Origin of the sequence: Gimesia maris (assembly GCF_008298035.1) — a bacterium.
In the GTDB taxonomy this organism is placed as follows: domain Bacteria; phylum Planctomycetota; class Planctomycetia; order Planctomycetales; family Planctomycetaceae; genus Gimesia; species Gimesia maris.
Genome location: NZ_CP042910.1, coordinates 3,410,217 through 3,425,472, shown reverse-complemented (window position 1 = coordinate 3,425,472; position 15,256 = coordinate 3,410,217). Strand labels below are relative to the sequence as shown.

At 50.4% G+C, this 15,256-nt stretch carries 9 protein-coding genes; 4 read left to right on the top strand and 5 right to left on the bottom strand.

The features are described 5' to 3' along the window. Nucleotides 1–125 precede the first annotated feature (125 nt). Nucleotides 126–1,046, top strand: a complete 921-nt coding sequence (locus tag GmarT_RS12670; RefSeq protein WP_002646132.1) for a DUF1559 domain-containing protein — start codon at nt 126–128, stop codon at nt 1,044–1,046. Nucleotides 1,047–1,133: 87 nt separating this feature from the next. Beyond that, nucleotides 1,134–1,556, top strand: coding sequence for a hypothetical protein (locus tag GmarT_RS12665; protein WP_002646133.1), 423 nt, complete (start codon nt 1,134–1,136; stop codon nt 1,554–1,556). Between the two features lie 21 nt (nt 1,557–1,577). Here the strand turns inward: GmarT_RS12665 and GmarT_RS12660 are convergent, their stop codons facing one another. The 3 genes from GmarT_RS12660 to GmarT_RS12650 form a co-directional block, all read right to left on the bottom strand. Continuing rightward, nucleotides 1,578–4,073, bottom strand: a complete 2,496-nt coding sequence (locus tag GmarT_RS12660; RefSeq protein ID WP_002646134.1) for a sodium:solute symporter — start codon at nt 4,071–4,073, stop codon at nt 1,578–1,580. After that, nucleotides 4,070–4,915, bottom strand: coding sequence for a phytanoyl-CoA dioxygenase family protein (locus tag GmarT_RS12655; RefSeq protein WP_002646135.1), 846 nt, complete (start codon nt 4,913–4,915; stop codon nt 4,070–4,072). The genes GmarT_RS12660 and GmarT_RS12655 overlap by 4 nt, the downstream gene beginning before the upstream one ends. 229 nt (nt 4,916–5,144) lie before the next feature. After that, nucleotides 5,145–6,317 (bottom strand): AraC family transcriptional regulator, encoded by a 1,173-nt coding sequence (locus GmarT_RS12650; RefSeq protein ID WP_044237611.1) that lies wholly within the window; start codon nt 6,315–6,317, stop codon nt 5,145–5,147. Between the two features lie 356 nt (nt 6,318–6,673). Here GmarT_RS12650 and GmarT_RS12645 point away from each other — a divergent pair, with 356 nt between their 5' ends. Then, complete coding sequence (locus tag GmarT_RS12645; protein WP_157158937.1) at nt 6,674–8,644, top strand: sialate O-acetylesterase; 1,971 nt, start codon at nt 6,674–6,676, stop codon at nt 8,642–8,644. A gap of 352 nt (nt 8,645–8,996) precedes the next feature. Beyond that, nucleotides 8,997–10,613 carry a site-specific integrase gene (locus tag GmarT_RS12640; protein ID WP_002646138.1) on the top strand — a complete coding sequence of 539 codons (1,617 nt, stop codon included), beginning with the start codon at nt 8,997–8,999 and terminating at the stop codon, nt 10,611–10,613. A gap of 362 nt (nt 10,614–10,975) precedes the next feature. Here GmarT_RS12640 and GmarT_RS12635 read toward each other — a convergent pair whose 3' ends face one another. After that, nucleotides 10,976–13,957 (bottom strand): M56 family metallopeptidase, encoded by a 2,982-nt coding sequence (locus GmarT_RS12635; protein ID WP_002646140.1) that lies wholly within the window; start codon nt 13,955–13,957, stop codon nt 10,976–10,978. Between the two features lie 10 nt (nt 13,958–13,967). Next, complete coding sequence (locus tag GmarT_RS12630) at nt 13,968–14,363, bottom strand: BlaI/MecI/CopY family transcriptional regulator (RefSeq protein ID WP_002646141.1); 396 nt, start codon at nt 14,361–14,363, stop codon at nt 13,968–13,970. Between the last annotated feature and the right edge of the window lie 893 nt (nt 14,364–15,256).

Here is a 15,256-nt window from a genome sequence, read left to right as displayed (position 1 = left end):
CGAATTGGCATAGGTTAAGTTGCGCTTTATTCTCGGTTAAGATTCCAGTTTTTTTATTCTACAAACACTCCGTCTCTGATTGAGTGATTTTATTTATACTTTCTTACTTGAATCGAGGATTTATCATGCGCCGACGAGCTTTTACATTGATTGAGTTGCTGGTCGTGATTGCCATCATTGCCATCCTGATCGCGTTACTCCTGCCGGCTGTTCAACAGGCTAGGGAAGCAGCCCGCCGCTCTGCCTGCAAAAATAACTTTAAACAGGTAGGCCTGGCTTTACACAATTATCACGACACCCATTCCGTATTCCCACCCGGCTCACTGATTGCGGACAGTACTTGCGGGTTTTCCGTGCAGATCCGAGGCTGGGCCTGGAGCGTTTACATCCTGCCTTATCTGGACTTCGCCAACTTGTACAACCAGTACACGTTTACCGATAACTATTACAACACGAGCGTTGCCGACTGGTCTTTAGGCGCGACGCAGATCCCCGTCTATCTCTGTCCCAGTGATGATCAGGGGTTCGAACTGGTGTCCTGCTGCAGTAATCGGACTAATGGTGATTGCACAGTTGGTTCTGCCGGTGATGCCTGTGACAAGCAGGATTTTGGTATTACCAATATGGCGGGGGTGTCGGACAGTGTGCAGCGTCGCTGCTCTGCGACGGCCAATCGTATGGGAGTGAATAAAAATGGCATCTTCTTTGCGCTCTCGAATACAAAAGTCCGGGACGTCATCGACGGTACAAGTAACACCTTTATCGTAGGAGAAGTACTCGGCGGAGGCCCTGGTTCTCATGACGGATTTTACTGGAACTACAGTAACCTGGTTGATACGTCCGATGGCATCAACGGTTTTAATACGCGTCTGGGAACACCGCCGGGAAACTATCGGTTGGATGGGGCGCTGTCCAGTCGACATACCGGTGGTTGCCATATGCTGATGGCCGATGGCAGTGTGCACTTCATTTCCGAGAACATCGATGCGGGAGTTCTGGCAGACCTGACCACGCGTGCCGGTGGAGAAGTTGTTGGCGAATTCTAAGTTTAACGTTTCTATAATATTTAGTATCAGGATGAGTGCGAACCGGTTACGGCTCCTTCTTCTGTTTAGCAATAAAGGTACACTGTAATGATTCGAAGCGGGCTGTTTATCGGATTATTAAGTCTGGTTCTGTCTGGTTGTGGAGCACAACTCGGTGACGAACCATCGCGTCGGGTTGTTCAGGGAACCGTGATTTATGAGGAAGCACCCATCACGGATGGTCTCATCCGTTTTACCCCCCTTGGTGAGCAAGGGGGGCCGGCTTCTTCTGCGTATATTAAAAATGGTACGTTCATCATTGATCATAAGGGGGGCGTTCCATTAGGGAAGCATCGTGTGCAGGTAGAAGCATATCGCCCCGTCGATAAGAAGGTGGAAGACAGCCCGATGGACGATGGTCCGTCCACAGAACAGTACCTTCCCGATGAGTGGAACTCCGCTTCTACACTGGAAATTCAAATTGAAGCGGGACAGGAACCGCTCAAACACGAATTCAAACTGAAGAAATAGTCAATCTGAAAGAGACGCTGTTTAATCAGCTGACTCTGATTGCTTAAGGTCAGCCTCCCCCGAACCAGGCGGCTTTAATGTGTAAATTGTCAGGCCTTCGATCTGTTTCCTGCTTTGGGGCAGCAGCAGACTGAACAGCCAGCCGCTGAGAGCACAGGTCAGAATTCCAATGGCGCCGTATAGAAAAAAATGAACGGTGCCCCGCAGTTGTACCTGGTATAGTACGAATGCACTCAGCGAAAATCCAAGCAGGACCCCCGTCTGTGTCGTGCGGCGTGTAAAAATTCCCGCGATAAACATTCCCGCCAGTCCTCCGCCGAACAGTCCCATGATTTTCAGAAACTGGTCCCAGATGGATTGCGTGTTCGCGCGCGCCAGGTAGATCGCTGTCAGCGTTCCAAAGATCCCCAGTAACACAGTCAGCCAGCGCGCCAGCCGCAAGGCACTGCGGTCGGTGGCTTGCGGGCGTAAGCTCTGGTAGAAGTCGGCAGTGATGGCTGTGGCCATGGAGTTGAGGCTGGTATCCAGGCTCGACATGGAAGCCGCAAACAGGCCGGCGATCACTAATCCCGAGACACCGGCGGGAAGCTCATGCACAATGAACCAGGCGAAGATTTCATCGGTGCGACCGAGCGGATCGAGTCGTTCCGGGCTGGCCCGGTAGAAGACCCACAAGCCGGTTCCCAGCGCAAAAAACAGCGTCCAGACCGGAATCGATGCGGCGGCGTTGAGCCAGATTCCCCGCGCTGCCTGACGTTCGTCGCTGGTGGTCAGATAACGTTGAATCACTCCCTGATCGCTGCTGTAGGGAATCAGAAACTTGAACAGGTTCCCGACAATCACAACGCCGATTCCCGTGGATGCCACATCCCAGGAATAATTCACCGCATGCAGTTTGCCGGCTGAGAGACTTGCTGAAATGGCCGACTCCATCCCGCCCGGGATTTTCGACAGTATCACAAACAGGCTGATGAGGGCCCCTCCGATCAACACGAGAACCTGTATGACATCAGTCCAGATGACCGCTTCGATACCTCCCAGCGTCGTATACAATGTCGCCACGCAGCCGATGACCAGAATACAGGTATAGACATCCCAACTGCTGACCGTCGACAAAGCCAGGGCCGGCAGATAGACCACGACTCCCATGCGTCCCAGTTGAAACAGCAGAAATGCACTGCTGCCCACCAGACGCGTCGGTAGTCCGAAACGATGTTCGAGGTACTCATAGGCTGTCGTCACTTTCAGGCGACGGTAAAAGGGGAGATAAAACCAGATCACCAGTGGTGCGACCACCAGTATCATGAAGTTACCCAGCAGGTAGACCCAGTTGGTGCGAAAGGACATGGCTGGGAATGCCATGAAGGTAATGGCACTCAGCGAACTGCCCAGCAGACTCAAACCGGCAGCCCACCAGGGAATACGCTGGCCTGCCAGAAAATATTCCTGGCAGTTCTGGTTCCGCCTGGCAAAATAAACGCTCATCGCGATCAGCATGACCGAGTACAACCCGAGCACAATCAGGTCGGCTGTCTGAAAGCCTTGAGAAAGACGCCGTGAATGTCCCCAGAACAGTGTTTCCGGATAGACCAACAGCACCCCTTCCTGCCAGTTGCAGGCGGACTGAAGTGCGTCTCGTGTCTGGGCAGCGGTTGGCATTAAGCTAAAAGGGGCGATGCGCCAGGTGTCGGTGATCGTGTGATAGAGCAGATCGTGGTCCTGCGCGGAATCAGCCGGCAGCAGGAAATGAGAAGGCCCCAGGTTAAGGGCGGGCTGACTGAAAGTACTGCGCGGCGCCGAACTGACGGGTTGCCAGTCTCCCTGTTTCTTGTAGAGATAGACTTCGGAAGCTTGTTTCTGCAGCAGATATAAACTCCCGTTCTGAACCCGCAGCACAGGCTGCTGGAGCTGTCTTTCAGGCAGTTGCCATTCCTGCCACTTGCGTTGCTGTTGTGTGTCGGCTGAAACATCAAGCGACCAACCTTTACTGTCGGCACTGTTCTCAAACTGGCCCAATAGATACAGCACATCATTCAGAACAGCACAGGCGGACTGTTGAATCGAATCCGGTAATCGTGGCAGAACGGAAAGTTGCAGTCGTTCGTCACTGGCCCGGATCAGACGCACTTCTGCCGACGTCCCCCCGCTGCAGATAACGCCGGCTGTGGTGGATTGCAGACTGGCTCCCTGTTTAAGTTGTTGAAACAGCGTCGACCATTCTTCATCGGGGGCAAGGTCGGCCTGCTGCCAGGTTGCTTCCAGGCCGGTGAGTGTGAAGATGCAATTGTCTGCAGAGACGAACAGCAGTTGATTTTGCAGGACGGCATACTTGCCGGCAGTTTCAGTTTCCGGAACGGATAGCTCCTGCCAGTCCAGCGCAGCGGTTTGAGGCTCGGCAGCGCGGGCACTCCCGCCGAAAGACATCAGACACAGGTAGATGAGGAGGAAATACCGTAAGACATACAGCAGAAAGCATCCTCCTGTGCTACCAGGAGTCAAACCTGCTGTAGAAGTCATTCAGACACCCAATGCCGATACAATTCCTTGATGTTATCGGGAAGCTTTTCGAAAGCCTCTCTGCGAACCGGGATCGCATCGTAATTTTTACCTCCCGTTTCCAGCACCATCCGTTCATGATCGGGCGTGCCGCGAATCGTTGGCGTCAGATTGAGCCACCAGGGAGCATAGCGAATGATCAATGCGGCCCGCGACTCATCACTGTAGTTCGGTGCGACAGCATGCCAGAGCCGACTGTCGTAGAGGAAGACGCTGCCGGCAGGACCCGTGGCCTGCAGTTCATCCGGGTGATTCGCATCCTGGTCAATGTCGCTCATACCGCCTGCAGCCGGGTTGTTATCAAATTTGTGGCTGCCGGGAAGAATATAAGTCGCGCCGTTTTCTTTGGTAAACGGAGTCAGCATCCAGATCGAAGCCAGGTGCATCATCACGTCCGGATAGGGGGCCTTGACGTGTGTGGTATTCGTGGCATTGTAAGGCCAGTCGGCGTGCCAGTAACCCCGATCATTGCCGGGATGCGTCACTACACAGTCCGTACAGGAGATACGGACAAAGTCGCCGAAAATCTCTTCCGCGGCTCCCAGTACACGGGGATCGGCCAGGTAAGGAGTAAAGCATTGAGTGGCATTGACCACCTGCTTTAACAACCCTACGCCAATCACGCCGATCCGGTGCCCGCGGGCACGCGTTTTTTCCAGCTCGCGTTCGGCTTCTTCGTGATGCGTCAGTTGAGCGGCGACAACTTCTTCACGGATGGAATCGATCTTACCGGGAGGAATCACATTTTCGACAACACAGTACCCATCCTGTTTGAGGCGAGCGGCAACTTCAAATTGATCCATGGTTGTTCTAACTGCTTTTGATGTTTGATATTTTTAATCGGCCGTATGTCCCGTCACTGTGATACAACCGATTTTTGTCTGAAAAGAAAGGCCCATCGCAGTCTCACCTGATTATGGAACGGCCTGATTACCAAGGTAACATTTTCCTGACCATCGTCTATTCACAATTGCGAATCAGATATTCTGATACGCGTCATTTTCGTGTTGCAGTGTACTTACCTACTATCGCTTAAACAATTTGTTCCGGACTTTGAGAGGTCTGGCGAAATTCACCCGGAGTCTGACCAACTTTACGGCGAAACAGATCCATAAAATAGGCGGCACTGTTAAACCCGCAACGGTAGGCGATTTCCGTATTGGAGAGCGTTGTTTCTGCCAGTAGCTCCCGGGCGCGCACCAGTTGCAGGCGGATGATCTCTGCTTTGGGAGAACGGCCCAGCAGTTTTCGAAACCGTCGTTCCAGCACGCGGCGTTCCAGGTTGACCTGCTTCACGACGTCCTCCACCTGGATCTGCCGACAGGCGTAGCGTCTAATATACTGAATCGCGGTTGCCAGTTCCGGATCGGTGACAGCCAGTGAATCCGTCGAGTGCCGCGACACGACCCGGCGGGGAGGGATAAAGGTCAGATCGGGAACCGGTTTCTGGTGCATTAAGGAATCCAAGACGGCAGCCGCCTGGTATCCCACCCGTTGGGGATCCACGTCGATGCTGCTGAGACGCTCGTCACTGAGCTGGCAGAGAATATCGTCGTTACCAACTCCCAGTACCGCGACTTCTTCCGGAACGGAAATATTGTGTGTCTGACAGGCGTTCAAGACTTCCCGCCCTCGTGTATCATTGCAGGTAAAGAGCGCCAGTGGTTTGGGCAGACCTTGTAACCAGCGGGCGATCTGTTCCTGCTCGCGTTCCCAGGAAGGCCCCTCTTTGCCGCCTCCCCGTGGTGTAAACAGCGCGCATTCGGCACCGGTTTCCTGAATCTGCTGCTGAAATTTAAGACAGCGTTGATCGAGCATGGGACGCAGGCCGGTTCGAAATCCACAGGCGGCAAACGACTGATAACCCCGGTCCAGAAAATATTGAACCGCCAGTTCTGCGACCTGCTGATTGTCAGGCGCGACAAAGGGAACCTGTGGCTTGGGAATCAGTTCTCCGAGTAGATCAACCGTTGGTACACCGGATTGCTTTAACAGCCGTGCCGTTTTGGCGGTGTCGATAAAAGCGATGATCCCGTCACCGTCCCAGGAAGAGATCCAGGAAGGCGCTACTTGTCCAAAACCGCAGGGGCGATACAGAATCGACCAGGTTTCGTGTTCCTGTATGTATTGCCAGACGCCGTGCAGAATTCCACGACCATATCCTCTCGACGTTTCCACAAGCAGCGCTACTCGCAAACGATCCACTATGATGAGCCTTGTTGTTTTAAATCAGTAATATTCCAAAAGCTGTTGATAGTATTTTTTGTCAGTTCTGTTTGTAGAGTCTGTCGCCGGGAATAGCAAACCGATTCTGCCTTAAAAATCGGAAGTCGCAAAAGTGAACAGGTTATTCGCTATGTTGAATAGACGTCGGTTGCCGTAGCGACCATCATGAGAATGCGGTTTTCATTCCGGTCACCAGATCTTTTCAGTCAGAGTACCGGTGATTCACGTAGGAAAACAAAACAGACTTTTCATCGATTCAATACGGGAGCAGTGACATTATTTTTCATTCTCGACGATTCCTCATGTTGTGTTTTTTGCTGGCGGGATGGTTTAACGTGACCACGGTCTCTGCGAAAGAACCGGCGATCGACAAATTATTCCTCCTGGCTGGCCAGTCGAACATGGTTTCACAGGGAACCCTGGCAGAACTCCCGGAACAATTACAGCAACCACCGACGAACGTCTATTTCTGGTCAAACGGAACATGGATTCCTTATCACAATAAAGTTGCTTACGTAAAGCCCGGTAAGGAATTCGGTCCCGAGCTGGCGATTGCCCATGAACTGTCGCGGGCATTTCCGGACGAGAAGATTGGTCTGATCAAACATGCCAAAGGAGGCACGGCCATTCGTCTCTGGCAGCCGCGCATGCCTCTGGTTAGAGGCTTGTTTCAGAAACTGGACGACGCGCAGAAAGCCGGCGGGGGAGAAGTCGCTGCTCTGTTCTGGATGCAGGGGGAACGGGATGCCCGCTTCCATGAACCGGCATATGCAAAGAAATTCCAGAACCTGATTCAGGCGGTTCGACAGAAGTCAGATCAGCCTGAGTTACCGGTTGTCTTCGGTCGTATCAGCAGAATTATTCCGGAACGGGAATATACAGACCAGATCCGCCAGATACAGCAGCAGGTTGCCGATGAACTGGCGAACGTCGTTATGATCGATACGGATGCACTGGAACGGAAACCGGAAGAAATCACCGTGAACGGCAAGCCGACAAAGTTTCTGGCGCATTACAGTTCTCGCGGACAGATCGATCTGGGAATGCAACTCGCGCAAGCCTATTTAAAACTGGCATCGACTGGGGGCGCTGCTCCCCAGTCCGATGCTCTGGCAACGCGGCTGTTGAATGCCGAATCAAATGGGCAAGCCTGTTGTGAGAATGCAGCCCAGTTCGAAATTGCCCCTGTCAATCTCCCTTATCATCCCCAGGGGGACAATGACCATTATGGCTGGCCCGTCGCTACCAAGTCGGGCGATTCCCTGATTGTCGTTCATCGCGCCATGCCGGGACATAATGTGAAACTTTCGGGCAAAGCCGATGCCGACACGACCTATTCCGTGATTGTGCGTTCAACAGATGGAGGCAAAACCTGGTCCACACCTTACGATATACGGGACTGCATGCAGGCAGCAGACCGTAATCGAGGCGGAATGATTCCCCTGTCTCATCGTTACAAATTCGGCCCCAAAAACTTAAGTCCGCTCGGATACAAAGTGCATCTGAATGCCATTGGAACGCTGCGGAACGGGGCAGTCATTCTGGTCAGTAATCATGGTGTCTTCCGTTCGGATGACGAAGGGAAAACCTGGCGCCATCTGAAAACCGCCTTTCGGGAAGACCATCATTCCGGCCCCATTGTTTATGTCGGCCCCCGGATTATCGATGATCCGAAACTGGGCCTGCTACTGTTCGGCCACCATACGAAGTATAAGAATCATCGCCCCGGCACGATCGTCAGGGAACTGGCCCTGTATCAGTCGAAAGACGGGGGAGAAAGCTGGAACAATATCAGCATGCCGCTGCCCGACTGGTGTCATCAGGCCGAGCCCAACTTTATTTTTCACCAGGGAGAGTTCTATGGTCTGGCCCGGAACCAGACGACGCGCCATTTGATTCAGCTGCGCGGCAAACCCGGCGCATCGTTTGAGGCCAAAGAGACCAACATGATCAGTAAACGCTCGGTAGATACTTCCGATCTGATATTCAATCCCGTGACCGGAAACTTTGAAGCGGTGCAGTCGGATCGCAGCAGCATGTCGATCAATCTCTTCAGTATCTCACCAGAGAAATGGGAGACGGCGGACTGGAAGCTGGAATGCCGATTGCTGGACCGCAAAGGAATATTTTATGCGACAGCCGACGGCTTTCATACCGGAGGTTCTGTCGTCGATACAAAAACCGGTGTGCAGCATGTCTTCTTCTATTCCGGTGCACCGGGGGGACCTGCAGGTGTGTTTCGACTGACGCGTCCCCTCAAGACCACTCTACTGACGACCGATTGTGAAACGGAACAAAAAAACTGAACGCGATTAGAAATGAAAGTGTTCCCCAGGAATATTCCACGTCGCGTTTTTTAACCATTATTTACATGCCGTTGAAAACGAGCAAATCAAGTACGCATTAAAAACCACTCATCCAGGTACACAACCAGCAAGAAAACAATATCGTAACCGGTTGTCAATTAACACCTTACAATTACGCCCGGGTGGATTCGAACCACCGACCTACGGATTAGAAGACCAGATACATTGCTGTTTTCTAACTATAATACAGCACCTATTGTATCCTTTCTACCCGATACTTGGTACAAAAGGATACAATAATAAGGATACACAAATCCTCAGTGGTCCACTTCAATCAGTAGGGTTTGATCTCATGACAAAAACAATATCAAAAAATTGGGCAAATCGACAAAAAGCAAAAGGCATCAAACTAGAATTACAAGCTTATCCAGCAAGGGGTTGTTGGAAAAAACGACACAATCACAAAATATACTATTTCAAACATCCAATCACAAAAGATGGATATGAAGCAGCACTTTTGGAATGGTTGAAACACAAAGCTGAATTGAACTTTGAAAAGCCCTATATGGCTTTAATCAAACATTACCTAGACCTCTTCAAACCAGTTCAAAATCATTTTGATCAAACACGAGAACAAACCACCAAAGAACAAAAGATTGCAACGCAGATTGACCAGTTTGTGAACTGGCTGGAAGAAGCCTTTGTTGATCCTGAAACATTTATTCCAGAAGTGAATTCTTCAACATCATCTTTCTCCAAAAAAGAAATTGAATATTTTGGTATTGTAAAATCTGATGATAGTCCTCAAGAACTCAGTTTTACCAGAGCTTGCATGAAGGTATTGAGTAACAAACCTGAATTTTCAGATAGCTTTGCATGTCGTTTTTTTGGCAAAGATCATTTTGGCACTTTGACTTTTGAGCTTTCTGAACATTGGAAAGAAAAAACAGAATTTGCACAAACATCAGGTATCAAAATACCACAATCATTGGGCTATTGGGCAGATGATTATCTGAAAGCAAAAGCAAGTCAAGCTCTAGCTGGTCAAATTGAAATCAGCACTTATACAGATGCAATTGAAAGACTTGGAAAATTCAGAAATTTCTTTGGGGATAAAACGCCAATCACTAAAATTGATTCTGAGGCAGTCAAAAAGTATTACTATTTTTTGCTGAATTCAGAATATGCAAACAAAAGATTATACTTCCAATATTTCAAAACCTTTATCCTTTATATTGTCAATGAAGAAGCATGTAATCTTGAGCACATTCCAAATGCAATTGCTAGTAAGATTTTGGTCTTCCGCCAAGTGAGCAAAGCAAAAAGCGATATGGCGAAAAAGAAACATGAAAAACTTTGGACAAAAAAAGACATTCAAAGAGTCATAGCCAAAGATTCAAAAGTTCCTCAAAGGTTTCAATGTTGGATTTTGTTGATGTTAAATTGTGGAATGACACAATCTGACTTGAATGATTTGAAACGAGATGAAATTGATTTAGTAAAAGGCAGAATTGTAAGGATCAGAAAGAAAGCTGAAAAGTATCAAAACCCCCCAGTTGTAAATTACAAGCTCTGGGATGTGACTCTTAAACTTTTGAAAAAAGAAATGGCACTTTGCACTGATGAAGTTTTTGCACTTCAGGCGATGAACAATGCAAGGATCGTCACTGAAACAATTCAGGTAGATGCCACAGGCATTGTTAAAACAACAAAAGCAGATAATGCTTCAAGGAATTGGGGAAGAAATAGAGCCACTTATGGTTTCAAAGATCTGCAATTGAAGTTTGTTAAAAAAGCAGGCGTCACTGCTCTTGCAGAAAATATTCAATACATTCCATTGAAGCCAATTTATTTAGGACAAACCCACAGAACCATTGCTGACAAACATTATGATTCAAAAGGGGGTAGGGCTTACAAACCACTTGATCAAGCCATTGCCTATATTGGCAAGCAGTTTGGTTTAAAGTAAAACACAAAACGAAGCAGGCATTTCAGGATGCCCCTGGTGAATTGAATTCACTAAGCAGCCTTGCTGCAGCATACGCTGAAAACGGTGAATTCAATGAAGCGATCAAGTGTTTACGAAATGCGGAGAAAAGGGCCCCTACAAATTACACTGAAATCCGCAAGGCGATGTTGAACGCATTTCAATCCAACAAGCCTTATCGACAGGAACTAAAAAAAAAGTAATCAGTGACGCCACCAGTCTCTAAACCATATGATGATACTTATTGTGTTTTTTGCGGTGTGTTCAGCATCTTGCTTTGCTGTGCCTACGGAAAAAACCGCAGAAACTCAAACGCTGATAACAGCAGCACCCTGGTTGGCGGATTATTGAATCACAAGCACCTTATCGATCTGCTCACTGATAATATATTCCATGATCCGCAGGCTTTGCCGAATCGCTTCGTCTTCAGGGAGCTTTTCCATCTCGTCCAGGGAAATCGAAAGTTTACGAGCGGTATGTTGAAAATAATCCTCCGCCATTATCGAGTCATATATTTCCGGGCTGAAGACGACTCGTCCCTTGCGGCTCAATAAAAAGCAGGTCGGGGCAACATGAATGCCATGGTATTTCTGGTTGGTAGCGCCTCCCTCTGCCTGCCGCTGGTCAATTGCGGCCAGTGTTTTAAATCCGCGATTTTGATGAAACTCACGGATCTTTACTTTGGAAGTACCAGGCGGATAGATTTCCAGGAAGATGATCTCTTTGTCCGCGTACTTCTGATGCAGCCTGAGCAGCATTTTTTTGATTTCACCGACGTACTTTTCAATTTCGGGGGACATCCCTGAAAAATCGTAATTCAATACATCCTCGAGAAAGAGCAGCACTACGACCTTGCCCTCGAAGTCTTTCAGTTGATGAGTGTTTCCGTCCAGCCATTCTGTCACCTGCAGGGGAGGGGCCTGCGAGAAAAGATGCACCATCTCTGGAGGCTCTGGGTCTTCAGGCAGCGGCTGCTCTGTCCCGGTTGTGTATGTCCGACCGTCGATCTTGTTGTCATACACAGTCTCCTCTGGAAACCGCAGTGCCAGTGTCTCAGGGGCGATTTGCTGATGCGGATGGATGTCGAGGACATCCCAGGTGGTACTCCGCCCGGGGACCGTGGGGACGGCTGGCAGGTTCTCCAGGTTCTTCGTGAAGATCTTGATCTCGTTCGCTTGGGAAGATTGCTCCTGTTTTTTCGGAGTGCCGGTCGTGTATTCCTGAAACCGGATGCGTGTCGGGTAAAAACTACCATCAACCTGTTTGACCTGCAGCACCTCTGCATGCTGGCTCAAACCCCAGGCGAGTTGGTTCTTTTGATCAACATATCCCCATTCGATCCGTAAGGGGAGGTAACCCTGTGAGGGATCGACCCAGACGCGTGTCCGCCAGCGTTTCTCCGGACTCTGCTCATGCGGCTCGTTCAGGTACTCAACAAGGATCAACGCTTTTCCATCCCGGTTTTCTCGCCCTACAACCCGGTACCGGTGCGGCGGCTTTGTCAGGCAGGCATCCAGACTGTATTCAGACAACTCTTCTGTCCAGTGAAATTGTTTGAGTCCCAGCGGTGCGGTCGTCTTCAGGTTATGGATCTGCTTCAGATCGTTTCCGATTTCACCTTGCGGAATCTGGTTGTTTTTCTTTCTACCGTACCACCGCCTCAAGGGAGGCTGGTTCTGATTGGACCACGAGATCAGCTCGATCGCGTCATAATGCTCATTTAAATTCTCCGCCGGCCAGACTGGTCCCTGCTCTAAAGTGGTATTCTTCTGTTGTAACTGATAAGGCCGTCGTTGATGAAACGATCGACCATCTGTCCAGAAGTAACGTTGATCTACCACTGTTTCACTCAACCGCTTCTGTACTACTTCCGGGGTTAATTGACTATCCAGGAACATTTCCTGTGAAGAGTATGAGTAGGTAACCCTCATCTGGTACTCGTCCTCGCTCATGATCTTTCCATCGATCTTGATCTCACTTCGGTCGGCTTTCTGAATATTTCTGAGTGCTTCCAGAATCAGTCTGTCCCGGGTGATGCAGTTCATGTTCTCCTGTGCCATGATCCGGTACGTCATCCCCAGCGGGAGCAGACGCTGGAGGTTGTTCCGGTAACCGCCCAGAATCTCTTCCACGCTCGGCAGCTGGTTCGGTTTCTCTGCGACCTTTGTTTCCGCCTGTGAAGTGCCGGGTAGGGGGGCCAGCGACAATAATAACAAGGCCACTGTTACCAGCAGGAATTTTCCCCGCCGCGAAATCCGGTGCTTCAAGGAATCACACATGATCGACGTCAGCCGCTGTTCCAGAATCCGCTGGGTTCCCATACCGGTCGCAGCGGGGATGCACTGCGCCTGAGAAACGAAGCCTGTTGCTTTGACGAGGACTTCCGCATAGGCACGTCGTTTGTCTGGTTCAGTCCAGATGACCCAAGCATCACAACAGGTTTCTTCAATCACCCGAATTTCCCGGCGGCCCCACCACACGACCGGGTACCACCAGTAGAGTCCCGTTGTCAGGAGTTCGAGCAACCGCACCCAGTGATCGCCGCGGCGGTAATGTGCCAGCTCGTGCAGCAGCAGCGTTTCGACTTCAGCGTCGTTCAGTTCCTGCAGGAGTTGTGCCGGCAGGATAATTCGTGCCCGGCTGAAGCCGGCCCAGAGCAGGGGAGAGATCGCGCCTGAGATCAGGTCGACCTGGGGTACCGATTTCAATCCGATCTGTGTTCCCAGTGTTCGAGCTCGTTGCTGCAGTTCTGCAGGCGCGGGTTGAGCCTGTTTCAGCAGTCGCTGAAAACAGATGATTCGCACTGCACCCACGAAAAAACATACCATGGTTCCCGTTCCCCAGATCAGGAGTAACAGGGAGGACCATGTCCACTCCAGTCCAGCGAAATACGAAGTCAGTCGTGCCGACCAGGCTGGTTCAGTGAATGATTCCACCATCGGGGACGGTTGTTTGGTCATACCAGGGGATGGGATGTCCTCTGCTGTAGGATCTGCAGCTGTCGTCGTCTTTCGCAAGCCCTTTCGCAGAGCAGCAAAGGACGACAGCCCCGATTTGGCAGCAGCCTGACTCTCAGGCGTCGATTCTGTTTCTGCTCCTTGGGGAGACGCTATTGCGGGATGATTAGGTGCAGTCTTCGTTTTCGCCGTTAGCAGGTCGATTCGCGGATACCAGACAGCCGGGGTGATTAACTTGATCAACACCAGCAACAGCAGCAGATGCAACACCGCCGGGTTTTTCACCCAGCGGCGGACTAGCAGTACCATCACAAACAGACAGCCGGCGATCATCGCATTGCTGATCAGAAGTTTCCAGAGCAGATCCATTGCCATCTCCTTATGGTTTTTGGTGTTGTTTAGCCAGATCTTCGATCAAATCCATCAGCACTTTCTGCTGTTTCCGGTTCAGATCATTGTGCTGCGCCAGTTGCGTCAGCAGAGGCGTCAGGGAACCTTCACACAGAGCCTCCGCCACTTCCTGCAGGCGTCGCCCCACCAGTTCGTCACGATCCATACTCGCTTCGTAGATAAAAGCAATGCCAGCTGGTTCGCGGCTCACATAGCCTTTAGTAACGAGCCGTTCCAGCAGCTTTTTAACGGTGGAATAATAGGCGTCGGTTCGCTCGGGTTCAAGGATTTCAGTTATCGCGCGAATTGTTGCTGGCCCCTGCTGCCAGAGTACCTGCAATACACTCAGTTCCGCTTCCGTGACATCACGCGGCGTCTTGACCATCGCTATCGCATCCTTTCCATAAACCTGGGACATTATGTCGCAGGCAAGGGTAGGACAAACCGTCCCATGTGTCAAGCTGATGTTGGAAAAAAGGAACGGGCAGGAATTTTCACCTGCCGTACTGATAATTATCAGCTTCTGCTCCAAAACCAGCAGGTGGTTATTTGGGCGTTACGTTTTTATACCAATTTGCCACTCCCCGGCAGGCGCTACGCTTTCTGGCCGTTGTTTACATTTAGTGGAGGTGAGTTGCCTCTAACTCGTATTCTGATACATGTGAAGGTTTTGATAGAGCCAGAGGAGGCTACAAAACTGTCTGGAGCCTCACGATATATCGGCTTCATTAACTCGTTTTTCTCGGTGGGAAGGATCGGTAAAGGCACGATCGGACCAATTGCCGCATGGGGCCCATTCCAGGTCCGGTAGGCGTGGCATTTCAACTCTCCGCCGGCAGGGATGGGTGGTTTGCGGGGTGTGGGTGAATGAGTCGCAAAAAGATTCCATCTTTTGGGAGCAAGAGGTCTCACGTTCGAATCGTGTCGAACCGACTTTAAACCATTTTTGAGAAAAGGTTTAAGAAAACGAAAAACGGTCCACTATCTACTAAATGGTAGTGGTCCAGTACGTGGTCCGTTATTCTGCGGTTTTCTGTACAAGATCACACCCTCTGAGACGCCCAGAATCGCTTCTCTCGTCCCTTGATTCCAACCGTGGGCAATTTTCTCGCACTCTGCCTCTAAAACGCTCCTGAATGCCTCTCAGGAGGTACGTCAGTGCTGAGTGCCTTAAACTCCAGAAATGATTTGACTATTTGGGCACAATTGGCAAAATTGAAGGTACCTATTCAGCACAGATAGCGTTACGGTTTTCGACCGGCAGGCGCTACGCTTTGA

Coding starts and splice junctions, on each gene's coding strand:
- GmarT_RS12655 (WP_002646135.1), bottom strand. CDS start 4,915: ATGGATCAATTTGAAGTTGCCGCTCGCCTCAAACAGGATGGGTACTGT.
- GmarT_RS12670 (WP_002646132.1), top strand. CDS start 126: ATGCGCCGACGAGCTTTTACATTGATTGAGTTGCTGGTCGTGATTGCC.
- GmarT_RS12630 (WP_002646141.1), bottom strand. CDS start 14,363: ATGGTCAAGACGCCGCGTGATGTCACGGAAGCGGAACTGAGTGTATTG.
- GmarT_RS12635 (WP_002646140.1), bottom strand. CDS start 13,957: ATGGATCTGCTCTGGAAACTTCTGATCAGCAATGCGATGATCGCCGGC.
- GmarT_RS12640 (WP_002646138.1), top strand. CDS start 8,997: ATGACAAAAACAATATCAAAAAATTGGGCAAATCGACAAAAAGCAAAA.
- GmarT_RS12660 (WP_002646134.1), bottom strand. CDS start 4,073: ATGACTTCTACAGCAGGTTTGACTCCTGGTAGCACAGGAGGATGCTTT.
- GmarT_RS12665 (WP_002646133.1), top strand. CDS start 1,134: ATGATTCGAAGCGGGCTGTTTATCGGATTATTAAGTCTGGTTCTGTCT.